This is a genomic window from Pseudomonas syringae (assembly GCF_021605415.1).
Taxonomy (GTDB): Bacteria; Pseudomonadota; Gammaproteobacteria; order Pseudomonadales; family Pseudomonadaceae; genus Aquipseudomonas; species Aquipseudomonas syringae_S.
In genome coordinates, this window is record NZ_WKEQ01000003.1 from 205,649 (window position 1) to 228,458 (window position 22,810).

23 protein-coding genes and 3 pseudogenes are annotated in these 22,810 nt (G+C 57.1%); 17 read left to right on the forward strand and 9 right to left on the reverse strand.

Features of this window, described 5'->3' with window-relative positions:
* Nucleotides 1-208 precede the first annotated feature (208 nt).
* From rloA to GIW69_RS03530, 7 genes are all read left to right on the forward strand, one after another.
* Complete coding sequence (rloA, locus tag GIW69_RS03500; RefSeq protein ID WP_236480736.1) at nt 209-745, forward strand: retropepsin-like aspartic peptidase RloA; 537 nt, start codon at nt 209-211, stop codon at nt 743-745.
* A gap of 5 nt (nt 746-750) precedes the next feature.
* Nucleotides 751-2,286, forward strand: a complete 1,536-nt coding sequence (gene rloB, locus GIW69_RS03505; RefSeq protein WP_236480737.1) for an osmotic stress tolerance membrane protein RloB — start codon at nt 751-753, stop codon at nt 2,284-2,286.
* Nucleotides 2,286-3,272 carry an alpha-L-glutamate ligase-like protein gene (locus GIW69_RS03510; protein ID WP_236480738.1) on the forward strand — a complete coding sequence of 329 codons (987 nt, stop codon included), beginning with the start codon at nt 2,286-2,288 and terminating at the stop codon, nt 3,270-3,272. Before rloB ends, GIW69_RS03510 begins: the two co-directional genes overlap by 1 nt.
* Before the next feature lie 180 nt (nt 3,273-3,452).
* Complete coding sequence (gene pabB, locus GIW69_RS03515; protein ID WP_236480739.1) at nt 3,453-4,796, forward strand: aminodeoxychorismate synthase component I; 1,344 nt, start codon at nt 3,453-3,455, stop codon at nt 4,794-4,796.
* A gap of 175 nt (nt 4,797-4,971) precedes the next feature.
* Nucleotides 4,972-5,712 carry a phosphoadenylyl-sulfate reductase gene (locus tag GIW69_RS03520; RefSeq protein WP_236480740.1) on the forward strand — a complete coding sequence of 247 codons (741 nt, stop codon included), beginning with the start codon at nt 4,972-4,974 and terminating at the stop codon, nt 5,710-5,712.
* A 485-nt stretch (nt 5,713-6,197) separates the two neighbouring features.
* Nucleotides 6,198-7,733 carry an NCS1 family nucleobase:cation symporter-1 gene (locus tag GIW69_RS03525; protein WP_236480741.1) on the forward strand — a complete coding sequence of 512 codons (1,536 nt, stop codon included), beginning with the start codon at nt 6,198-6,200 and terminating at the stop codon, nt 7,731-7,733.
* A gap of 53 nt (nt 7,734-7,786) precedes the next feature.
* Nucleotides 7,787-8,515: an aspartate/glutamate racemase family protein gene (locus tag GIW69_RS03530; RefSeq protein ID WP_236480742.1), complete on the forward strand. Its 729-nt coding sequence runs from the start codon at nt 7,787-7,789 to the stop codon at nt 8,513-8,515.
* 109 nt (nt 8,516-8,624) lie between these two features.
* Here the strand turns inward: GIW69_RS03530 and GIW69_RS03535 are convergent, their stop codons facing one another.
* Nucleotides 8,625-9,548, reverse strand: a complete 924-nt coding sequence (locus GIW69_RS03535; RefSeq protein ID WP_236480743.1) for a LysR family transcriptional regulator — start codon at nt 9,546-9,548, stop codon at nt 8,625-8,627.
* A gap of 127 nt (nt 9,549-9,675) precedes the next feature.
* Here GIW69_RS03535 and GIW69_RS03540 point away from each other — a divergent pair, with 127 nt between their 5' ends.
* Entirely contained in the window at nt 9,676-10,422 is a 747-nt protein-coding gene (locus tag GIW69_RS03540; protein WP_236480744.1) for a 3-oxoacyl-ACP reductase family protein, read from the forward strand.
* An 84-nt stretch (nt 10,423-10,506) separates the two neighbouring features.
* Here GIW69_RS03540 and GIW69_RS03545 read toward each other — a convergent pair whose 3' ends face one another.
* The 6 genes from GIW69_RS03545 to GIW69_RS03570 form a co-directional block, all read right to left on the reverse strand.
* Nucleotides 10,507-11,202 (reverse strand): HAD-IA family hydrolase, encoded by a 696-nt coding sequence (locus GIW69_RS03545; protein ID WP_236480745.1) that lies wholly within the window; start codon nt 11,200-11,202, stop codon nt 10,507-10,509.
* A 123-nt stretch (nt 11,203-11,325) separates the two neighbouring features.
* The gene (locus GIW69_RS03550; RefSeq protein ID WP_236480746.1) at nt 11,326-11,523 is read right to left on the reverse strand and encodes a hypothetical protein; all 198 of its coding nucleotides are present in this window, start codon (nt 11,521-11,523) and stop codon (nt 11,326-11,328) included.
* An 87-nt stretch (nt 11,524-11,610) separates the two neighbouring features.
* A complete protein-coding gene (locus GIW69_RS03555; RefSeq protein ID WP_236480747.1) occupies nt 11,611-11,781 on the reverse strand; it encodes a hypothetical protein in 171 nt (56 codons plus the stop codon).
* A gap of 92 nt (nt 11,782-11,873) precedes the next feature.
* Nucleotides 11,874-12,296, reverse strand: a complete 423-nt coding sequence (locus GIW69_RS03560; protein ID WP_236480748.1) for a glycine zipper domain-containing protein — start codon at nt 12,294-12,296, stop codon at nt 11,874-11,876.
* A 135-nt stretch (nt 12,297-12,431) separates the two neighbouring features.
* A complete protein-coding gene (locus GIW69_RS03565) occupies nt 12,432-12,803 on the reverse strand; it encodes a glycine zipper domain-containing protein (RefSeq protein ID WP_236480749.1) in 372 nt (123 codons plus the stop codon).
* Nucleotides 12,804-13,124: 321 nt separating this feature from the next.
* Nucleotides 13,125-13,313 carry a hypothetical protein gene (locus GIW69_RS03570; RefSeq protein WP_236480750.1) on the reverse strand — a complete coding sequence of 63 codons (189 nt, stop codon included), beginning with the start codon at nt 13,311-13,313 and terminating at the stop codon, nt 13,125-13,127.
* A gap of 536 nt (nt 13,314-13,849) precedes the next feature.
* Here GIW69_RS03570 and GIW69_RS03575 point away from each other — a divergent pair.
* Together GIW69_RS03575 and GIW69_RS03585 are read left to right on the forward strand one after the other, a co-directional pair.
* Nucleotides 13,850-14,998, forward strand: coding sequence for a hypothetical protein (locus tag GIW69_RS03575; RefSeq protein WP_236480751.1), 1,149 nt, complete (start codon nt 13,850-13,852; stop codon nt 14,996-14,998).
* A 536-nt stretch (nt 14,999-15,534) separates the two neighbouring features.
* Entirely contained in the window at nt 15,535-15,921 is a 387-nt protein-coding gene (locus GIW69_RS03585) for a hypothetical protein (protein ID WP_236480753.1), read from the forward strand.
* A 53-nt stretch (nt 15,922-15,974) separates the two neighbouring features.
* On the opposite strand, the pseudogene GIW69_RS03590 reads toward GIW69_RS03585, so the two are convergent.
* A pseudogene (locus GIW69_RS03590) lies at nt 15,975-16,115 on the reverse strand (portal protein); the annotation flags it as partial.
* A pseudogene (locus GIW69_RS03595) lies at nt 16,108-16,302 on the reverse strand (terminase large subunit domain-containing protein); the annotation flags it as partial. The pseudogenes GIW69_RS03590 and GIW69_RS03595, both read right to left, overlap by 8 nt.
* Before the next feature lie 201 nt (nt 16,303-16,503).
* Here GIW69_RS03595 and tnpA point away from each other — a divergent pair.
* The 7 genes and pseudogenes from tnpA to GIW69_RS03630 all read left to right on the forward strand — a co-directional run.
* On the forward strand, nt 16,504-16,827 hold the full coding sequence (gene tnpA / locus GIW69_RS03600; RefSeq protein ID WP_236480754.1) for an IS66-like element accessory protein TnpA: 324 nt from the start codon (nt 16,504-16,506) through the stop codon (nt 16,825-16,827).
* Nucleotides 16,824-17,159 carry an IS66 family insertion sequence element accessory protein TnpB gene (gene tnpB, locus GIW69_RS03605; protein ID WP_236480755.1) on the forward strand — a complete coding sequence of 112 codons (336 nt, stop codon included), beginning with the start codon at nt 16,824-16,826 and terminating at the stop codon, nt 17,157-17,159. The genes tnpA and tnpB overlap by 4 nt, the downstream gene beginning before the upstream one ends.
* Nucleotides 17,160-17,208: 49 nt before the next feature.
* Nucleotides 17,209-18,753: an IS66 family transposase gene (gene tnpC, locus GIW69_RS03610; protein WP_236480762.1), complete on the forward strand. Its 1,545-nt coding sequence runs from the start codon at nt 17,209-17,211 to the stop codon at nt 18,751-18,753.
* Nucleotides 18,754-18,789: 36 nt separating this feature from the next.
* The gene (locus GIW69_RS03615) at nt 18,790-19,272 is read left to right on the forward strand and encodes an OsmC family protein (protein WP_236480756.1); all 483 of its coding nucleotides are present in this window, start codon (nt 18,790-18,792) and stop codon (nt 19,270-19,272) included.
* Between the two features lie 82 nt (nt 19,273-19,354).
* Nucleotides 19,355-20,239: pseudogene (locus tag GIW69_RS03620) on the forward strand (bifunctional DNA primase/helicase); the annotation flags it as partial.
* A 599-nt stretch (nt 20,240-20,838) separates the two neighbouring features.
* Entirely contained in the window at nt 20,839-22,005 is a 1,167-nt protein-coding gene (locus GIW69_RS03625; protein WP_236480757.1) for an Arm DNA-binding domain-containing protein, read from the forward strand.
* A gap of 21 nt (nt 22,006-22,026) precedes the next feature.
* Nucleotides 22,027-22,810, forward strand: a 784-nt coding sequence (locus GIW69_RS03630; protein ID WP_236480758.1) for a PIN domain-containing protein, incomplete at its 3' end; no start/stop codon positions are given.

Sequence of the window (22,810 nt, forward strand, 5' to 3'; positions counted from 1 at the left end):
GTCACTTAATCCCTGTGGGCGCACAGGCATACACAAGGGGTATAGACCGGCGCGGGCGCTGGCGCCATAAAACCACCGTGCTAGAATGCCGCCCGCATTTGCTTGTCATTTGCGTGGCTTTTCATAAAAAAGCTGATTGGCACACGAAGCGCTTGCGCAGTAATGCAACGGCCCTGAACCGAAAACGGAACGCTGCGCACCAGGATTTATGAGACTTAAGCCCTTCCCCACCTTTTTCTGTCTGTTTTGCCTGCCCGGCCTCGCCGCCGCAGGGGAAAAGACTGTGTACGGCCTCAACGAATACGCATCGCTGGACGGCATCAATCTGGAAGTCGCGGCCAAACTCGACACCGGCGCCAAAACCGCCTCACTCAGTGCCCGAGACATCAAACGCTTCAAACGTAATGGCGAATCCTGGGTGCGTTTCTACCTGGCCATCGACACCGCCCATTCGCACCCGATCGAACGGCCACTGGCCCGGGTCAGCAAGATCAAGCGCCGCGCCGGTGACTACGACCCGGAAGAAGGCAAAAAGTACACCGCTCGCCCGGTGATTGAACTGGATATCTGCATGGGTTCGGCCATGCGCAGCATCGAAGTGAACCTGACCGACCGAAGTGCGTTCCAATATCCGCTTTTGATTGGCTCCGAAGCGCTGAAACGTTTCAACGCACTGGTTGATCCCAGTCTTAAATACGCTGCCGGCAAACCCGCCTGCGCCATCGCCGCTCACACCGCCGAGTAATTTTCATGCGTTCTCTTACTTTCCACCTGAAAATCCTGATCACCATCCTGGTGTTGCTGGGTGTTTCGGTTACGGCCTATCAGATTTTCGTGCTGGGCATTCCGGTAACCGAAGACGCTACCGACGACTTGTGGAACATCGACGCCAAGATCGAGTTCGTGCCCAGCGCCAAGGATCCGGTGAAAATCCAGATGTTCGTGCCGCCCCTGAGCCGCGATTACGTCAGCCTCAATGAAAGCTTCATCTCCAATAACTACGGCGTGGCGGTGAACCGCGTCGATGGCAATCGCAAGGTCACCTGGTCGGCTCGGCGTGCCAAGGGCAACCAGACGCTTTATTACCGTCTGGTGCTGACCAAACGCTACACCGCCGAAAAATCCAAGGTCAAAGGCCCGACCTTCCGCGACAGCATGGTCGTTGAGGGCCCGGAAAAAATCGCCGCTGAAGCTTTGCTCGCGCCGATCCGCCAGCACTCGGCAGACGTCGAAACCTTCATCGGCGAGGCAATCAAACGCGTTAACAACGTCAACGACGACAACGTGAAATTGCTGCTGGCCGGTGACCCTTCCACCGCGCACAAAGCCAAGATCGTCGAACTGCTGCTGTCCATCGCTCACGTGCCAGTGGAAAAAGTCCACACCATTCGTTTGGTCGCCGACCAGCCGCAATCGCCTGAATTGTGGCTGCGCAGCTTCAACGGCAACGACTGGCTGTATTTCAACCCGGAATCCGGCGAACAAGGTCTGCCAACCGACCGCCTGCTGTGGTGGACCGGCGACGAAAACCTGATCACCGTGGATGGCGGCAAGAAAGCCAACGTGACGTTCAGCTTGAACAACAGCGAGATGAACGCGATTCGCCTGGCCAAGCTGACCGATGAAAACACCGACGCCAACTTCCTTGAATACTCGCTGTACGGTTTGCCGCTGCAAACCCAGCAGACGTTCATGATCATGGTGATGATCCCGATTGGCGTGCTGGTGATCCTGATCCTGCGCAACCTGATCGGTCTACAGACGCTCGGCACCTTTACACCCGTGCTGATCGCCCTGGCCTTCCGCGAAACACAACTGGGCTTCGGTATTCTGCTGTTCACGGTGATTACGGCGCTTGGGCTGTCGTTACGCTCTTATCTGGAGCACCTGAAGCTGCAAATGCTGCCGCGATTGTCGGTGGTGCTGACGTTCGTGGTGGTGCTGATCGCGGCGATCAGCCTGTTCAGCCATAAGCTTGGCCTGGAACGAGGGCTATCGGTGGCGCTGTTCCCGATGGTGATTCTGACCATGACCATCGAACGTCTGTCGATCACTTGGGAAGAGCGCGGCGCCAGCCATGCCATGAAAGTGGCGATCGGCACGCTGTTCGCCGCGTCCCTGGCGCACATCATCATGAGCGTGCCGGAACTGGTTTACTTCGTGTTCACCTTCCCGGCAATCCTCCTGATTCTGGTGGGTTTCATGCTGGCCATGGGTCGTTATCGCGGCTATCGCCTGACCGAACTGGTGCGCTTCAAGGCTTTCCTGAAGAAGGCTGACGCCTGATGTTCGGCTTCTGGAAGACCTGGAAGGCCCTTGAGGCCCGCGGCATCATGGGCATCAATCGGCGTAACGCGGACTACGTGCTCAAGTACAACAAGCGCAGTCTGTACCCTATCGTCGATGACAAGATCATCACCAAGGAACGGGCCATCGAGGCTGGCATTCATGTGCCGGAACTGTATGGCGTGATTTCCACCGAGAAAGGCATCGAAAAGCTCGACGAGATCATCGGCGGGCGCAGCGACTTCGTGATCAAACCGGCCCAGGGTGCCGGCGGCGACGGCATCATCGTCATCGCCGACCGCTTCGAAGGTCGCTATCGCACGGTGTCCGGCAAGATCGTTGCCCACGAAGAACTTGAACATCACATCTCCAGCATCCTCACCGGTCTGTATTCGTTGGGCGGACACCGGGATCGGGCACTGATCGAATACCGCGTGACGCCGGATCAGATATTCAAAAGCATCAGCTACGAAGGTGTGCCGGACATTCGCATCATCGTCCTGATGGGTTACCCGGTGATGGCGATGTTGCGCCTGCCGACCCGCCAATCCGGCGGCAAAGCCAACCTGCACCAGGGCGCCATCGGTGTCGGTGTCGACCTCGCCACCGGCCTGACCCTGCGCGGCACCTGGCTGAACAACATCATTACCAAACACCCGGACACCACCAATGCGGTGGACGGCGTGCAACTGCCCTACTGGGACGGCTTCATGAAACTCGCCGCCGGTTGTTATGAGCTGTGCGGGCTGGGTTACATCGGCGTGGACATGGTGCTGGATCAGGAGAAAGGCCCGCTGATTCTTGAGCTGAATGCGCGGCCGGGGTTGAATATTCAGATTGCCAACGATTGTGGGCTGACGCTGCGCACGCATGCTGTGGAGGCGCATCTGGAAGAGCTGAAGGCTCGCGGTGTGACAGAGTCGGTTGAGGAGCGGGTGGCGTTTGCTCAGGATCTGTTTGGGCATATTCCGGCGGTTGAGGGCTGACTCTAGACCGAGTCGAAGCCATCGCGAGCAGGCTCACTCCACTCGCGATGGCTTATTCACAGCCACCACAGGATTCAACCCAGCCCACCCAACCTGCCAATCCCCGACATCCCCTCTAGGAGCAATTCCCGCAGAGGACTACAATCGCCACCCCGCCTCAATGGCCGATTTGCCCCACTCATGCTGACCTGTTCCTTACACCCGCTCCCCTACCGCGCCAACCCCGCCGATTACTTCGCGGCAATCCGCAACGCGCCCGGTGCCGTGCTGCTCGACAGTGGCCGACCAAGTGCCGACCGTGGCCGCTATGATTTGCTCAGTGCCTGGCCGGTGGAACAATTCGCGGTTTTGCCGGACGAAAGCGGCAGCGATTTTTTGCAACGCTTGCGGGACAACCTCGCCCGACTGGGCGATGCCAACCTTCCCGACAGCTATGAGCTGCCCTTCGCCGGCGGATTGATCGGCTACCTGAGCTACGACTTCGGCCGTCATCTGGAGCACCTGCCGAGCCGCGCCGTAGATGATCTGCACTTGCCCGACGCACGCTTTGGTCTGTATGACTGGGCGCTGATCAGTGATCACCGCACAGCCACCAGCCAATTGGTGTTTCATCCTTCGATCAGCGACAGCGAACGTCAGCGCTTGATTGATCTGTTCGCCCAGCCTTCGTCCGCCACGTTGCCACCGTTCCAATTGGGCAGTCCGATGCGCGCCGATCTATCGGCGGATGATTATCGTCAGGCTTTCGAACGCATTCAGCATTACATTCAGGCCGGCGATTGCTATCAGGTCAACTTCGCCCAACGCTTCCGCGCACCGTGCGCAGGCGATCCATGGCTGGCGTATTGCGCGCTGCGAGCCGCGTGCCCGACGCCGTTTTCCGGGTACCAGAGCCTGCCGGATGGCGGCGCCGTGTTGAGCCTGTCGCCAGAGCGCTTTGTCAAAGTCAGCCAACGCCAAGTGGAAACCCGCCCGATCAAAGGTACCCGCCCTCGCGGCCTGACGCCCACCGAAGACGCCGCCAACGCCGCCGAACTGCTGGCCAGCCCCAAGGATCGCGCAGAAAACCTGATGATCGTCGATCTGTTGCGCAATGATTTGGGCCGCACCTGTCGAATCGGCTCGGTGCGCGTGCCGGAGTTGTTCAGCCTGGAAAGCTATCCGAACGTGCATCATTTGGTCAGCAGCGTGACCGGTGAACTGGCAGATGACCGCGATGCACTGGATCTGATCGCCGGCAGTTTTCCCGGCGGTTCGATCACTGGTGCGCCGAAGATCCGTTCGATGCAGATCATCGACGAACTGGAGCCGACCCGGCGCGGCTTGTATTGCGGTTCTCTGCTGTACCTCGATGTGCGTGGCGAGATGGACAGCTCAATCGCCATCCGCAGCCTGCTGGTCAAGGACGGGCAGGTGTGTTGCTGGGGAGGTGGCGGGATCGTGGCTGATTCGGATTGGCAGGCCGAATACCAGGAGTCGATTACCAAGGTGAAAATCCTGCTCGAAACCCTCCAGAATCTGTGACGCCCTGTGTTGGAGCTGCCGCAGGCTGCGATCTGTTGATTTTAAGAACAACATCAAAAGATCGCAGCCCGCGGCAGCGCCTACCGGGAATGTCGTCGCCCGGGGCCGCAGCTTTTTGTTACCATCGCCGCCATATAGAGCGCCCAGCGCCACCGACCTGTAGGAAGCCGCCCTGATGAGCCCAACGTTCGATGTCGTGGAACTCGCCACGACCTATGCCAATAAATCCGCCCAGGACATCCTGAAACTCGCGTTTGCCGAGTTCGGCGATGAGCTGTGGATATCTTTCAGCGGCGCTGAGGATGTGGTGCTGGTGGACATGGCCTGGAAGCTGAACAAGAACGTCAAGGTGTTCAGCCTCGACACCGGCCGCCTGCACCCCGAAACCTATCGATTCATCGAGCAGGTGCGTGAGCACTACAAGATTGACATCGACATCGTCTCACCGGATCACGCCAAGCTTGATCCGTTCGTGAAGGAAAAGGGCCTGTTCAGTTTCTACAAAGATGGCCATGGCGAATGCTGCGGGATTCGCAAGATCGAACCGCTGCGCCGCAAGCTCTCCGGCGTCAAGGCCTGGGCTACCGGCCAGCGCCGTGACCAGAGCCCCGGCACTCGCAGCGCCGTGGCGGCGCTGGAAATCGATACCGCGTTTTCAACCCCCGAGCGCACGCTGTACAAATTCAACCCGCTGGCGCAGATGACCAGCGAAGAGATCTGGGGCTACATCCGCATGCTTGAGCTGCCTTACAACAGCCTGCATGAACGCGGTTTCATCAGTATCGGTTGTGAGCCCTGCACCCGCCCGGTTCTGCCCAACCAGCACGAGCGCGAAGGCCGCTGGTGGTGGGAGGAAGCAACGCAGAAAGAATGCGGGCTGCATGCGGGCAATATCATCAGTAAATCCAAGGCATAACGTCCGCGATACGACGCTCCCACAATGACCTCCTGGTCGAAAATAAATGTGTACACATGACTGTCACCATCGGTGCCATTTGTGTGTGCACTTTTTTGTTTACGCGCCCCGAAAAGTTACACCCCTGTCTTAATCCCTCTTTTCCCACCACCACAAAAACCTGCCCGCGCGAATAAATACCTGTTCAATCAGTCAATTTAAATTGCTAGCAATTCAGCCGCTTATCCTTAATTGATCACCAAACGAAATCTCACCGTCCTTGGCTAGATCCTGAACTGGCATGCATCTCGCTTAAGTGCATACATGTTTTGTATACAACCTTGCAAAACATACACACTTTCGATCCGCACGCCTGAAGCGCCCTATCCCGTACAGGCTGCAGATGCCCCTAACCAGTGATGCTTTCATTGGTCGCGACGAAGATTTGTCGAGCCTGACGGCTTATGCACAGTCATCGCGGCCTCGAACATCAGGAGCCTGCCGGAATGCGTACAAGTCTCTCCAATAACAACATCGCGCTGAATCTGCCCTCCTCCACACCCCTTGATCGCCCCTTTGACACAGCCGAGCCTTTGCAATTAAGCCCGCGACTGCACAACAACGACCTGGCGCCAACCAAGGCCGAAGGCCGGCGTTGGGGGCGTTACAGCATCTTTGCCCTGTGGACCAACGACGTGCACAACATCGCCAACTACTCCTTTGCCATCGGGCTCTACGCCCTGGGCCTGGGTGGCTGGCAAATTCTGCTGTCGCTGGGGATCGGCGCGGCGCTGGTGTATTTCTTCATGAACCTGTCCGGTTACATGGGGCAGAAAACCGGCGTGCCGTTTCCGGTGATCAGCCGGATCAGTTTCGGCATCCATGGTGCGCAAATTCCTGCACTGATTCGCGCTGTCATCGCCATCGCCTGGTTCGGCATTCAGACGTATCTGGCATCGGTGGTGTTCCGGGTTCTGCTCACCGCCATTCATCCCGGCTTCGCCGACTACGATCACAACTCGATCCTTGGCCTGTCGAGCCTGGGCTGGGTGTGTTTCGTGGCGATCTGGTTGGTGCAACTGGCGATTCTTGCTTACGGTATGGAAATGGTGCGGCGCTACGAGGCGTTTGCCGGGCCGGTGATTTTGCTCACTGTCGCCGCGCTTGCCGCGTGGATGTACACCCAAGCCGACGCGACCATCGCCTGGTCAATCCGCGAACCGCTGAGCGGTGGCGAGATGTGGCGTAACATTTTTGCCGGCGGCGCGTTGTGGCTGGCGATTTACGGGACGCTGATTCTTAACTTCTGCGACTTCGCGCGTTCTTCGCCGTGCCGCAAAACCATCAAGGTGGGAAATTTCTGGGGCTTGCCGGTGAATATTCTGGTGTTCGCCGCGATTACCGTGCTGTTGTGTGGCGCGCAGTTCCAGATCAACGGGCGGATCATTGAAAGCCCGACCGAGATCATCGCTTCGATTCCCAACACGTTCTTTCTGGTACTCGGCTGCCTGGCCTTCCTGATCGTCACCGTGGCGGTGAACATCATGGCCAATTTCGTCGCACCGGCCTTCGTGCTCAGTAACCTCGCGCCGAAATACCTGACGTTCCGCCGCGCCGGCCTGATCAGCGCGACCCTCGCCGTGCTGATTCTGCCCTGGAATCTCTACAACAGTCCGCTGGTGATCGTGTATTTCCTGTCCGGCCTCGGCGCCCTGCTCGGCCCGCTGTACGGCGTGATCATGGTTGACTACTGGCTGATCCGCAAAGCGCGGATAAACGTGCCACAGTTGTACAGCGAAGACCCCAACGGCGCTTATTACTACAACCGCGGTATTAATGTCCGAGCCGTGGCGGCGTTTATTCCCGCAGCCCTGATCGCCATCGTCCTGGCGTTGGTGCCGGGTTTCCATAACGTGTCGCCCTTCTCCTGGCTGATCGGCGCCGGCATCGCCGGAATGCTCTACCTGATCATCGCCAAGCGACAACCGCACTATGCCGACGTCAGTGGCGAATGCATTGCCGTCGACAACGTCAGCCATTGAACCTTCGCGGCCCGCGTCACGGGCCGCAGAACCCTGCGCAATAAGGACTTCCCATGCTAATTCTCGTGGTCAATGTCAACACCACCGAGTCCATCACCCAGGCCATCGCCCGCTCCGCTCAGGCCGTGGCATCCCCCGGCACCGAAATCGTCGGCCTCACGCCGCACTTCGGCGCAGATTCGATTGAGGGCAACTTTGAAAGCTACCTGGCCGCCATCGCGGTGATGGATCGGGTGATGTCCTACGATCAGCCCTTCGACGCAGTGATCCAGGCCGGTTACGGCGAACATGGTCGTGAAGGTTTGCAGGAGTTGCTGAACGTACCTGTGGTTGACATCACCGATGCGGCCGCCAGCACGGCGATGTTTCTCGGCCACGCCTATTCGGTGGTTACCACCCTCGACCGCACGGTGCCGTTGATCGAGGATCGATTGAAGCTTTCCGGGCTGTGGGAAAAATGTGCGTCAGTACGGGCCAGTGGACTCGCCGTACTGGAACTGGAACACGAACCGCAGCGGGCGCTGGAAGCCATCACCCATCAGGCCGAACTGGCAGTCACGCAGGACAAGGCTGAAGTGATTTGCCTGGGCTGTGGCGGCATGGCCGGGCTCGACGAGCAAATCCGTCGGCGTACCGGCGTGCCGGTGATCGATGGCGTGACAGCGGCGGTGACGATTGCTGAATCGCTGGTGCGGCTGGGATTGTCGACATCCAAGGTGCGGACGTATGCGACACCTCGGCCGAAAAACATTGTGGGTTGGGCTGAGCGGTTTTGCCGGTAGACCGCGTTATCGTTCATCGCGGGCAAGCCCGGCGCCTACAGGATGGGTGTTGAACCCCTGCAGGAGCCGAGCTTGCTCGCGAAAGCCGCACCTCGATGTCATGCCTTGCTCAAACCGCACTGAACCGCGCCACCAATCCCTGCCCCGCAAACTGCTCAATAATGAAATCAACAAACGCCCGGGTCTTGCCCGGCAACAGTTTGTGCTCGGCGTAATAAATCGAGATGTTGCCGTCATCGACATACCAGTCCGGCAATACCCGCTGCAACGTGCCGGCCTCAAGATACGGCACGGCAAAAGGCATGCTCACCAACGCAATGCCCACCCCCTGCGTCGCAACGGCACAGGCAGCCTCCGAATCACTCATGGTCATTCGCGCCCGCAAGGTTAACGGACTGTGCTCACGCGCTCGGCTGGTCAACTGCCAGGAACGTACACGGCCAGTTTGTGGCGAGCGGATCAGAATGCCGTCGTGGTGCGTAAGATCGTCCGGGCCGAGGATGGCTGCATGCACTTGCAGATATTGCGTCGAGGCCACTAAAACCCGGTGCGCCGGCGTCAACTTGCGCGCGACAACGCCCTGGGGCAACTCGAATCCACCGCCAATCGCCGCATCAAAACCCTGACCGATCAGGTCGACCTGGCGATTATCGAAATGCCAATCAGGATTGATCGCAGGAAACTGCCGCAGAAACTCGCCAAGTAACGGCACCACATACAAACGCCCGAACACGGTGCCCATGCTGACTTTCAGCGTTCCGGCCGGCTGACCGCCCGCGCTGGCCAGATTGGCCACGGCATTCTGGATCGTCGTCAGGCTGCTGCTGACTTCATTCAAAAACAGTTGCCCCGCTTCCGTCAGGGTCAGACGACGGGTGCTACGCTGGAACAGCCGCACGCCCAGTCGCGCTTCCAGTTTGGCCACGCTTTTACCCACGGCCGCCGGCGTCAGACTCAACCGTCGGGCCGCCTCTGCAAAGCTGCCGACTTCGGCGCTGCGCACGAAGCATTCGATACTGCTGAAGGTTTCCATGATCGCCACTGTAAACTTTTGGTTTACACAGACTATAGCAATCACGGTCTACCCGGCTGCTTATCCGGGGCCGATACTCGGCTCCAACAGCAAGGCACTCCCGCCTTGAATTTTCTGGAGTTCGAACATGACCACGCAAAACCTCAGCGGTAAAGTTGCTCTGATTCAAGGTGGCTCTCGCGGTATCGGTGCCGCCATCGTCAAACGCCTGGCCGCCGAAGGCGCGACCGTTGCCTTCACCTACGTCAGCTCCGCCGCCAAGGCTGAAGAACTGCAAAACAACATCACCGCTGCCGGCGGCAAAGCCCTGGCAATCAAGGCTGACAGCGCCGACGCCAACGCCATTCGCCAAGCCGTCAGCGCCACCGCCGAAGCCTTTGGCCGGATCGACATTCTGGTGAACAACGCTGGCGTATTGGCCATCGCCCCGCTGGAAGACTTCAAACTTGAAGATTTCGATCAGACCTTGGCCATCAACGTGCGCAGCGTGTTTATCGCCAGTCAGGAAGCCGCCAAACACATGGGCGAAGGTTCGCGCATCATCAACATCGGCAGCACCAACGCCGACCGCATGCCCTTTGGCGGCGGGGGTGTCTACGCGATGAGCAAGTCCGCGCTGGTTGGCCTGACCAAAGGCCTTGCCCGTGACCTCGGCCCGCGCGGCATCACCATTAACAACGTGCAACCTGGCCCGGTCGACACCGACATGAACCCGGCAAACGGCGACTTTGCCGACAGCCTGATCCCCCTGATGGCGGTGGGTCGTTACGGCAAAGCCGAAGAGATCGCCAGTTTCGTCGCCTACCTTTCAGGCCCTGAAGCCGGCTACATCACCGGTGCCAGCCTGACCATCGACGGTGGTTTCGGCGCCTGATGCTCTGAGCGTCTGCCCTGAACGTAAAACGCCGGCCACCTATTCAGGTGGCCGGCGTTTTTTGCCTGGCTTATCGGATGCTCATCAGGCCCATTCCAGCGCCGGCAATCCGCAAGCACTGGGGACAAACCCTTTCAACGTACGAAGGATCCCGTCGGCGTGTGCGTATTTTTCATCGGCCATGGCCGCATCGGGGATGGCAATCGCCGTCATGCCCGCCGCTTTGGCCGCTGTGACGCCAAACGGCGAGTCTTCGAATACCAGGCAGTGTTCCGGCGCCACTTTCAAACGCCGTGCTGCCGTCAGGAAGATGTCCGGAGCCGGTTTCGCGGCGCCGACTTCTGGATCGTCTGCGGTGACGATGAAATCGAACAGTGCGAACCAGTCCTTGTGCAGCGTGGTTTTCTGGCCGAACGACTGGCGCGATGAACTGGTGCCTACGGCAATCGGGATGTCATGTGCCTTGAGGTGACGAACCAGTTCCTCTGCGCCTGGCATCGCCTGCGCGGTGGGGAAGCGCTCGCGCATAAGCGGTTCACGGATTCGAAGAAATTCTTCCGGTGTGATCGGCAGATCCAGCGCATGCACCACGTAGCGCGCCAGGTCGCCCGCGCCGCGACCGATGATGTTCTGCTTGACGCTCCAGTCGAACGTTTTACCGTAACGCCCGGCAATAAGGGACGTGACCTCGGTATAAATGCCTTCGGTGTCCAGCAGCAAACCATCCATATCGAAAATTACGGCCTTGATCGGGCCGAACGCTTTCAGCGCTGCATTCATCATCGGATCCGTTATCTGACACATCCCGGGCGACCTGGGGACGGCCGCCGTGCGGATCTGATTAAAGGGTTCAGCAGCATAACGAGCGAGACGAAGGTTGAGCAACGGGCAAATCGAAACCGATCAGCTCGGCTCACCAGATGCATCGTTACCGGCAATGTCAGGATCGCTCGGGTCGGCTTCTATGTCATCGTCGAGCCCCTTTTCGACATCGGACTCGTCATCGGGCGGACGCTGGTCACGACTCAACGAGTCAGTCGGCGAAGGCAACGGATATTCCGGGGTTTCATCAGCGTCTGTGGATTTCGGATCTGAAGTCATGGGACGTCCCTTCAATGGGCCGCCAATGCGGGCCCTTTAGATTGGGGGTTGGACAGCAGAACGGCGTCGGGATGACTGGACAAGCGGTCAGACTTCCTCGCCGTCGCCCTCATATTCGGTGTCTGCCGCGTCATCGGCGTCGTTGAGTGGAACGGTGGCGTCATCCATCAACGATCCCGGATCTTCGTTGCCCGGATCATTGATAAAGGGCACACCGCTGGGGCCTTTCTCTTCCTTTCCTTCGGTTTCGGGAGTCATGACTTGCCTCTTCAATTCAGGTTGGTATGAGGTTCGAGACGCATGGCGGGCAATCGTTCCTCCAGAATGACTGACCGCCACTCGACGGCCTGTCAACGGTAACGATTTTTGTGCTTGTGCTTTTGCTTGTGTCCATTGCCAGGATGGGAGTTGCCATTGCCATCGCCCAGATTATTGCCGACCGCACCGCCCGCCGCGCCGCCGAGCCCTGCGCCGATCGCCGAGCCCGTCGAACCGCCAAGGCTGTTACCGATCACTGAACCGCCGGCTGAACCCAAGCCGCCACCAATCGCTGCTTCGGTGCGATTGCCCTTGCCAGCCCCGACCGCGCTGCCCGCCGCACCACCGACACCGGCTCCCACTGCCGCGCCCGTGCTGCCGCCCAACTGCCCGCCCACCACATTGCCCAAAACGCCTCCCAGGCCACCGCCTACAGCCGCGTCACCGTTGCCGCCGGCCATCGCGCCCTGAGCCAGAACCATGCCCAATACCATCGCGGAAAATTTCATTCGCATACAAGCCTCACAGTGCCCGAAACGGGCCAGTTGACCAGATGAACCTCTGTAACAAATTGGAGACGAATCTGCGCAAAACGTTCAGCCATGAAAAAGCCCGGCGTCGGCCGGGCTGATTCAGACAGATATAAAAAATCAGTGGCGCTTGTGGCCTTTCGACAGGTTGCTGCCCACCGCACCGCCAGCCGCGCCGCCCAAACCAGCGCCAATGGTAGCGCCGGTGGCGCCGCCCAGGCTGTTGCCGATCACCGAACCACCCGCCGCGCCGACACCGCCACCAATTGCTGCTTTTGTACGGCTGCCCTTGCGAGCTGCAACGGCACTGCCCGCCGCACCCGCCACACCGGCACCAATCGCAGCACCGGTGCTGCCGCCCATTTTCTGGCCGACCACATTACCCAGCGCACCACCCAGACCGCCGCCGAGTGCCGCAGTGCCATCACCGGCAGCCATCGCACCTTGAGCAACCAGAAGGCCGAAAACCAGAGCAGGCAGTGTTAAACGCATGACGAAAACCTCAAACAGATAGGAAAGACATAGGGGCGCCATCTGAATGCGGTCGCTGGGCAAAGTCCAGGCAAAAACCGGCGCTATGTCGCGCATGGCGCCGTTTGGACAGCGATTATCGGAAAGGTTTTATGACAGGCAAAAAAAAGCCCGCTGGGGAACGGGCTGGAGACTTGCTTTCTAACGGATGGCTTCACAGTACTTCGATAGGTGTGAAAACTTTGTGAAAGAAAAATCAACGTTTCGCGTTTTTTCCAGCAGACGGTGACTATCAAAGTACCTGAAAAAAATACCCCGCTCGATGGCGGGGTATGTCATGGGTTACCTGCGGGATCGTGCCGTCACTTTCGGCAAAAATTTTGCTTTCGGCCCTTTTGGTGCGGCCGATTTGATCTTGCCGTTATGCAGAGAATCTTCCCCAAACCCTGCCTGATAATGCGTCTGGCCGCATTGAACGCAATTATTGATCGGAAATTCAGCCCCATCATCCTCAATGTACGGATCAGTCATTGCCTTGCTCCTCAAAAACGGATCGATACAGGCCAACCGGTCTGCCTGAAAAGTATCGCTCCCGAAGTGCTTGAGACTAGTCGGTCATTTATGGACTTGTGGTTCGGTGATGAGCGAGGGCGACGAGCGGGCAGGATCGGCGACCTTTTAGGGCAGATCGGAAATAGGCGGGGCTTTTGACGGTATTGATCAAAATGGTCGACATGCAGCAATCCCGGATGAGGTTGGCGAGCTATGGAAGTGAGCCAGATAATGCACCTCAAGCACCAGAAGGCTCTTGCACAGATGGTGACAAGCCGGATGCTCATCAGAGCACGCCAATGCTGATCGGAATCAACGTGATCCTGCGGGCTATCGCAGCCTCCTAGCATTACCGATTCATTACAGCTCGTACACCCATTACCTCTGTGGCGATTGCTCTCATGAACTTCGACTTAACCAAAGCGCAAAAAAGTAGCCATCGGCCACCATTCAACTGAACGCGATCCACCGGTTACCATGGCAAGACAAGGAATCGACGAACCAAAGGAAGCCGCATGAGTGAGTATGGAAACGTCCCAAAGCCTGCCCTAGTCAACCCGCCGAGAAATAAAAAGTACCGGGGTGGAGAACCTATCGACCTCCACGCCAAGTACTGGGCGGAATACCCAGAAGCTCCGGCAGAGAAAGCTGGTGCAGCGAAAGAGACGGCTGAACCCGGCTTCTATATCGTTCAAGAAGTCATGCCGCGCTCTGCGCTTGAAGCTGCGTTATTCGATAAGCCGGATGGTGCAACGCTTGAGAAATTCAAGCGCCTCAACCCACACGTCACGGGTTACGCCAAGCCAGGTCAACTCATCGTATTAAGCGATCCGAACAACCTCCAGTGCACCCGTGAAGAGGCTCTACTAACAGAAGCAGCTCAGAAAGTGGACGCTGCACTCAAGCCCATGAGTGATGAAGAAGCTAGTTTCATGGTTCGCCACCGGAGCGAAATTGAATCCATGCTTTCGCAAGGCTCAACATCAATCGGCGTTGGTGAATCCATCTTCGCCAAGAACCTTGGAGATGTGCAGACCTCACTGAAAGATATTGAGGCCCTGCACCAGAAAAGCTTTCAGCGTGACGGCCACTTGCGAAGCCAAGAGTTCTTCACTGAACGTGCACGACTGTTTGCCAAACTCGATAGACAGCTCAACGGGCTGACCAGAAGAGGTATTGGCTTCCCAGACCATCCAAGTTTAAAAACTGCTCTTGGGATATCCAGCAAAAGCTTGGTGCACCACTGGAGCGTGGCAGGAGCTGCGGGGCAGATTCCCGGCTATGCCACTCACGCGGAAGGAGTCGCCAAAGCAGCCAAGTTTGTTAAATACGGCGGCTGGATTGGTACAGCCGTTGGGGGCGGCGCTAGCTACATGAAGGTTCAAGATGTCTGCACCGCTGGCAATGCAGAGGCTTGCAAGAAAATCAAATTCACAGAGGGAGGTAACTTTATCGGCGGCGTGGCTGGTGGTGCAATCACAGGGGCCGCACTGACAGGCGCAACCGTAAGTACAATTTGTATCGGACTTGGAATTCCAACGGGCGGAGCCGCTACTCTTCTATGCGGCGTCATCGTCGTCGGGGCGGGTTCATATGCAGGTGGAAAACTTCTAGGCGCCGGGGGCGAGACATTGGGCGAAGCTATTTATGAGGTCACCAAATGAGCACGGCGGGACTCGCAGTCGGCTTCCTATGTGGAGCTGTTCTTCTTCTCAGTATCGTCTGGATTGGCGTCTGCCTACACTTGGCCTACACGCGATTGGATGAAATGCTAGAACCATTCAAAAATTGTTCCGCTGTAACAATCAGAGCGCCACTCAGGCATGGTGGGCCCTGGGGAAAGCTTCTGCTCGTAGGTGGTATTTCTGGGATTGTGACGTTTCCGAAATCGTTCATAAAGCGGGGAGAATTGAATACCGAAGATCTTGCCAGTCTTCAACCTGGCCTGAAGCGCAAGTTGATTTTCTTGCAATGGAGCGTATGGGGGCTATTAGCATCTATGGTCCTATTCGTCGCCCTTTCCAAAATCATCAAGGCGTACAACATTTAGCCGACTCTTGTAGCCTTTGCATGAGCGCCCCCCAGTGTGCGAACTCTTCGCCTGTAGCGCTCGTTCTTAATCTTTTGGAGGTCGGCCTGAGAGTCCTACCAGTGCGCCGCCAAGGCTCGGGGTCGGTGAAAAGATCTGCGAGGGGGGCAAATGAGTTTGGACACTCCTGAAAAGGTGCTTTTAACCATCGCTATAGTCGACCTGGCAGGGATTTTCCTTTCGATAGGGATCTGTTTGCATCTGGCCTACACGAAAATGGATTTAATGCTCGATCGCCTGAAGAACTGCTCAGCCATCATGGTTCGTACGCCGCTTCGACATGGCGGACCTTGGGGAAAGCTTTTGCTGGTAGGGGGCATTTCGGGAATTGTTACATTCCCTAACTTTTACCTGAAACGAGGCGAACTAAGCTCCGAAGACCTAACCAACTTCCCAATTGCCCTCAAACGCAAGCTAGTGACGCTCCAATGGAGCTTGATTGGGCTGCTGCTGGTGATGATCAGCTTCGGGGTATCAGTTAAGCTGGATATTATTTAGAGCACGTCGGTATTGGCGTACCGGTTCAACGCTTTGTTTGCTGCGTGGGGGCTTTACGCATCCCCGCCGACTTCATAGGGCTTGAACTTCATAACCTCTTCGCCCAGCCAGTCATTCAACTGAGTCATTCGCGTCTGTATCGGCTCCAGCTCATTGGCCGCATAAATCTGCGCCGCCTCCCTGATCGACCCAAAACAGCTCTGCGCCGTTGGGCAGAACGATGGGATCGCCAGTCAGTTCGACACCGATCACCTCGCGGCAGAACGCCTGAATGTAGCCCCGGAACAGATAGGCCTGGTTCTTCGAGGCCGACAGGAAAATCTGGTTACGCCCGGTCTCCAGCGCATCGATGAACGCCTCGCGGGCGAAGTAGTAAGCTGAGCATCAAGTCGCAGAGCCAGTCGCCGGTGTTGCATATCAATACCGACCTCAATGCCTACAACGAAGGTTGGTTCGACATCTACTGGCGCTGCTTTGGCGGTATGCGTCCGGCCAAGTCATCTACCCAACCCTGCAAAGCCCAGACATGGTGTGCACTTAAATTAAGTGGGCACCAGTTCTAGCCTTTTAAGCGGGTATTTCATGCAGCCAACACGCCGTTCCTATTCCAAATCCTTCAAGGTCCAGGTCATTCAAGAGTGCGCCCAGCCCGGCGCTTCGATTGCCAGCATTGCGCTCAGCCACAGCCTTAACGCAAACCTCGTCCACAAATGGGTTCGGTTGCACGCGCAGAAAAGCACGGCGCTGACACCTGCATTCATCCCATTGCCTATGCAAACAACAGCGCGCCTATCTTCATCGAATATCAGCGTTGAGATTCTGCACCCACGCGGCACCATCAAAGTAAATTGGCCAACCGATAGTGCTGCTGCCTGCGCCGCTTTCCTTCGAGACCTAGTGCGATGATCCGCATCGACGCCATCTGGCTCGCCACTGAGCCCATGGATATGCGCGCCGGCACTGAAACGGCGTTGTCCAGGGTGATCGCGGTGTTCGGTGCGGCGAAGCCGCACTGCGCCTATCTGTTTGCCAATCGCCGCGCGACTCGGATGAAAGTGCTGGTGCACGATGGGATTGGCGTCTGGCTGGCTGCACGGCGCTTGAACCAAGGTAAATTTCATTGGCCAGGCGTTCGGCAAGGTAGTGAAGTGCAGTTGGTTACCGAGCAACTTCAGGCCTTGGTGCTTGGCCTACCTTGGCAACGTGTTGGAGCTGGCGGTGGAATCACGCTGCTTTAAACGTCTTGGCTTGCTGTCGCAAGGGGCCTGCTTTGGTAAAATCCAAGGCATGACTTCCTCGCCCAATCTCGATCAAATGAATCCCGACCAACTGCGTGCATTCGCTGCGCAGTTGCTGTCGCAAGTCGAGACCATGGGCAAGAAGATCAACCGCGATCAAACGGTGATCGAGAAGCTGACCCACGAGATCGCACAACTCAAGCGTTTGAAGTTTGCCAAGCGCAGCGAGCAGATGAATCCTGAGCAGGCCAGCCTGCTCGATGACCTGATCGATACCGATATCGCGGCGATAGAGGCCGAGCTTCAAGCCTTGCAAATAGCACCTGCGGCGACCGAGCAAAAAAAGCAGAAGCCCAAGCGCACGGCATTGCCGGCAGAATTCCCATGCACGTTGATCCATCACGAACCGGACAACACCCACTGCCCATGCGGCTGCACACTCAAGCGCATCGGTGAAGATATCAGCGAAAAGCTGGACTACACGCCGGGCGTGTTTACCGTTGAGCGCCATGTTCGTGGTAAATGGGTCTGCGATGACTGCGAAACACTGATCCAGGCACCAGTTCCGGCACAGGTCATAGATAAAGGCATCCCGACCGCTGGGCTGCTTGCCCACGTCCTGATTGCCAAGTTTGCCGACCATCTTCCGCTTTACCGCCAGGAGTCGATTTTCGGTCGAGCTGGCTTGGCAATTCCACGTTCAACATTGGCTCAATGGGTTGGCATAACTGGCGTGCAGTTACAGCCGCTGGTCGATGCACTGCGCGACGTAGTGCTCGGGCAGCAGGTCATCCACGCCGACGAAACACCGGTACAGATGCTCGCTCCAGGCTCGAAGAAAACCCACCGTTCTTATGTTTGGGCCTACGCCACCAGCCAGTTCTGCGAAACGGCGGCGGTGGTTTACGACTTCAGCCCCAGCCGTGCTGGTGAGCATGCTCGCAACTTTCTACAAGGCTGGAAGGGCAAGCTGGTCTGTGATGATTTTGGTGGCTACAAGGCCAGTTTTGAACTCGGCGTGACCGAGATCGGCTGCATGGCTCATGCGCGGCGCAAGTTCTTCGAACTACATGCCACCAACAAGAGCACGCTCGCCGAGCAGGCGCTGCGCTATATCCAGTTGCTGTACGAAATCGAAAGTGAAGTCCGCGACCTGGTTCCGGATTTACGGCGCCGAATACGGCAAGAAAAAGCCGTACCGGTGATGGATATGTTGCATGCCTGGATGATCGCGCAGCGCGATCTCGTGCCTGAAGGCTCTGCCATCAGCAGAGCACTGGATTACAGCTTGAAACGCTGGGCAGCTCTATCGCGCTACCTCGATGATGGGGACGTACCCATAGACAACAACTGGGCAGAGAACCAAATCCGGCCTTGGGCTTTTGGACGTAAGAACTGGCTCTTCGCAGGATCGCTACGCAGTGGAAAACGGTCGGCGGCGATCATGAGTTTGATCCAGTCGGCGCGCCTTAACGGGTATGATCCGTATGCATATTTAAAGGATGTGCTCGAACGCCTACCGACGCAACGGGCGAGCGAAATTGGCGAGTTGCTGCCACATAGATGGCGCACGTTCAATAACACGGGATTTTGACGGGTTTACCTCAAACCCTTTCCTAGGAAGGATCAAATGACACATAAGGTACACGACTACGAAGTCCAGGTAGCTTGGACTGGTAATGAGGGCACAGGGACGTCAGCTTATCGCGGCTATAGCCGGGCCCATGTGATCCGGGCTTACGGCAAGCCCCCAATTGACGGCTCATCCGACCCCAGTTTCCGAGGGGACTCAACTCGTTGGAACCCTGAGGAGTTACTTGTTGCATCCTTATCTGCGTGCCACAAGCTGTGGTACCTCGGCCTTTGTGCTGAGGCCGGGATTGTGGTGGTGGCATATGAGGACAATGCACAAGGAGTAATGGTCGAAGAGAGCAACGGTGCGGGCCAATTTACCTCGGTTGTTTTGAGGCCTAAGGTAATCTTGGCTTCTGGGTCAGAAATTGAAAAGGCTCGGGCTCTGCACCAAATAGCACACGAAAAATGCTTCATTGCCCGTTCGGTTAACTTCCCAGTCAGGCATGCACCCGAAATATCGATAAGCCTGAATACATAGGTCGCTAAAAATGGTGCCCACGGAGATGGGCATCATTTCTTGTTTCGTGAAGATAACCAGATGACTTTGCCGAACGCTTACCTTTGGCGTACAAGGCTTGGTGGTGCTGGCTTGGTGGCTGGGAGCGTTGCACGCTGAGCAAATCCGCCAGATCCACAAGTCGCTGATGTTCCTGGAACTGGTGGGTGAAGCCGGCTCGGACAAGACCACCTTGGTGGAGCTGCTGTGGAAGTCGGTCGGGCGTACTGACTACGAAGGCTTCGACCCATCCAAAGCGACCGCCGCAAGCCGTGCGCGCAACTTCTCGCAGGTCAGCAACTTGCCAGTGGTGCTGATCGAATCGGAGCGTGAGCAAAAAGAAGGCCAGCCAGTTAAACACTTCGACTGGGACGAACTGAAAACCGCCTACAACGGCCGCAGCGTTCGCTCTACCGGCGTGAAAAAAAACGGCAACGACACTCACGAACCGCCGTTCCGCGCCGCCCTGCTGATCGCGCAGAACAACCCCGTGAACGCTTCAGAACCCATCCTGCAGCGCATCTGCCACGTCCACCTGACGCGCGAGCACCACACGCCGGAGACCAAGCAATACGCCGAGCAGTTGGAACGCATGCCGATGGACAGCATCAGCGGCTTCCTGGTCAAGGCGCTGCAACGCGAAACCGAAACCATGCGCCTGATGGAGGTAAACACCTCCGGCTACGAACAAGAACTGCTGGCCCTGCCCGGCGTGCGCACCGTGCGTATCGCCAAAAACCACGCCCAACTCCGCAGCCTGGTGGATGCACTGGCTGGGGTCGTGCCACTCGGCGAGCGCCGTAAGGCCCTCGCACACGCAGAAATCAACCGCATGGCAGTCGAGCGGCAACAGGCGATCAACGCCGACCACCCGACCGTGCGCGAGTTTTGGGACCTGTATGAATTCCTCAATGGCATGGACGAAAAAGGCGCGCTCAACCCAACGCGCTCAGCCGCGTGCTGGCTGGAGGACAGTGGCCATGACCGCCCTCTTGTTGCTTTACCTCTGCACCGATGCAACCAGAACAAACTGCCAGATGTTGCCCACCCAATACTGGCAGGGATCAAACGCCTATGACCAATGCATGGCAGCTATCCCGCGTCTCACCAACGCCCTTACGACTCAGAACCGTCAGCAGCACCAGTTCGTATGCGAGATTCAGACCGACACAGCACATCCCGCAGAACATCAGACTCAGCCGGCGTTCATTCATCAATCGTTTCGGATGTGATCGGGAGACGCTTTTGAACAATGGTAAGTCCTTCCCTTGGAATCTCGACCTGACCGGCGTCTGCGACCAATGCAACAAATCCCGCGCCCACGGCAACCACCAAAAGTGCAGCAGAGCGGGCCAGGCGCTCAATGCTCAACGAAGGGCTGAGGAGGCCCAAACAGAGTCTGCAACCAAGCCTAGAAAAAGTGCCGGATTGTTCTGGTTACTTCGCCAACAGTGATCGGCAACACTAAAACCGCAATACATCAGGCCCGGCGACGGGCCTTTTTTCTTCCAAGACGTTGGATCTTTAATACATCGCGTGGGAGCGTAAATGGCAGATGGCGTAGAGGCCCGTGGCAATTCGGTGCGGGTCTATTTCCGTTTCAATGGTGAGCTGTGCCGGGAGCTGGTGCCCGGTGGCAACACACCGGCAAACCGGGAGCATGCAAAGCGTCTGGTGACAGTGATCGAATACGAGATACAGGCCGGTACCTTCGATTACCGCCGGCATTTTCCCGAGTCAACCAAGCTCGCCGAGAACAGCTTTGGGCATTACCTGGACCTGTGGCTGACGATCAAGAGCAACAGCGTGGCAGCGACCTCTTTCCGTGGGTACAAGAACAAGGCTGAGGTTCACGTGCGGCCGCGTTGGGGTGACATTCAGATCGACCAGATTGACCACCTGGACCTGCAAGAGTGGATTCAGGGGCCGCTGTCGAAGCGCCTGAAGAACAAGACCATCCGCGACATCATCAGCAATGTGCGCCAAGTGTTCAGGCTCTACCGCACCCGGAAGAAGGTCGCACACGACCCAACCGAGGGGTTATTCGTGCGTCTGCCCGATCCAGAGGCGCCGGACCCGTTCACTAGAGCAGAAATCAAGCAGATCCTCGAAACACCCACCAACCGCACCCAGGAACTGCTGATGGTGCAGTTCATGATTTGGGCAGGCCCACGGGTGTCGGAGACCATCGCGCTGGCGTGGGAGGACGTCGATCTGAAACAAGGAACGGTGACTTTCCGCAGGTCAAAGGTGCGGGGGGCCTATCGCGTGACGAAGACTCGGCGCTCTACGCGCAAGGTGCGTCTGCTTGAGCCCGCGTGGGATGCACTGCGCAAACTGGACGCCATCAACCAGCTCAAGACCGTGGACACTGTCGACGTCGTCGAGCGGGACAATAAAACCGTCCGCAAGCACAAGCTGCACTTTGTATTCCTGAACACCAAGAGCGGCCTGCCGCACGTCAGCGACTTTGTCGTGAGGGACAGGTTCTTCAAAGCGCACTTGAAAGCGGCCGGCGTTCGTTATCGCGGACCTGGCCAGTGCCGACACACCTACGCCAGTCAGTTGCTCACCACCGGCGTGGCATCGGTCGACTGGATCGCGGAGCAGATGGGCCATACCAGCGCGAACATGATCCGTCAGCACTACGGTATGTGGATCAACGAGGACGGCCCGGACGTCGTTGGCATGCTGCAGAACGCCCTAGGACTATAGTCAGACAAGGGGCGCTGTGAAATGATCCAAGCAATCGCCCTGATACACCAAGCGAAGGAACTGCTTATGCCAGTGATGCATTTGTTCATAGACACAAATATCTTCTTGAATTTCTACACCTATCCCGACGATGACGACGGAGTCATAGATGAATTACTTGAAATTGTCGGTCCGAACAAGATAGTTCTGCATCTTCCAAAACAGGTAGAAAATGAGTTTGAGCGAAATAGGGAATCAAAACTCCATGGCGCTGTCACCGAATTCCAGAATAGCAAGTTCCCTAACGCGGTACCAAACCACATGCGAGGAACGGAAGCTGCAAGAAATTATCAGGAGGCTATAAAAATTGCAGAGTCTGCAAAGAAGACTTTGATAGCCAACGCTACGGGGCTCGCCTTGCAAAATGATTTACCTGTAGATAAAAAAATAAAGGAAATATTCAACAAATCACTAAAATACGACGAGGACGATGCAATTTTCAAACTTGCCATTGAACGCTCGCAACGAGGCAACCCTCCAGGCAAAGGAGAAAGCGTTGGTGACAGGTATAACTGGGAAGTTCTACTGAAGCACGTACCGGCTGGAGATCTACACATCGTATCTAAGGATGGTGACTATGCCTCTCCTCTTGCGAACCTAGACAAAAGAACAGTCAAAGCGAAGCGATACCTTTCCGAGGAGTGGTCAAAGAAAAAAGAAGATGGATCTCTTCACATCTATACAAACATTAAGTCTGTAATTGCGCATTACAAAAAACTCGTGCAACAGCCTGAGGTTCCAGAGCCTCCGCCGATAGACCTTGATG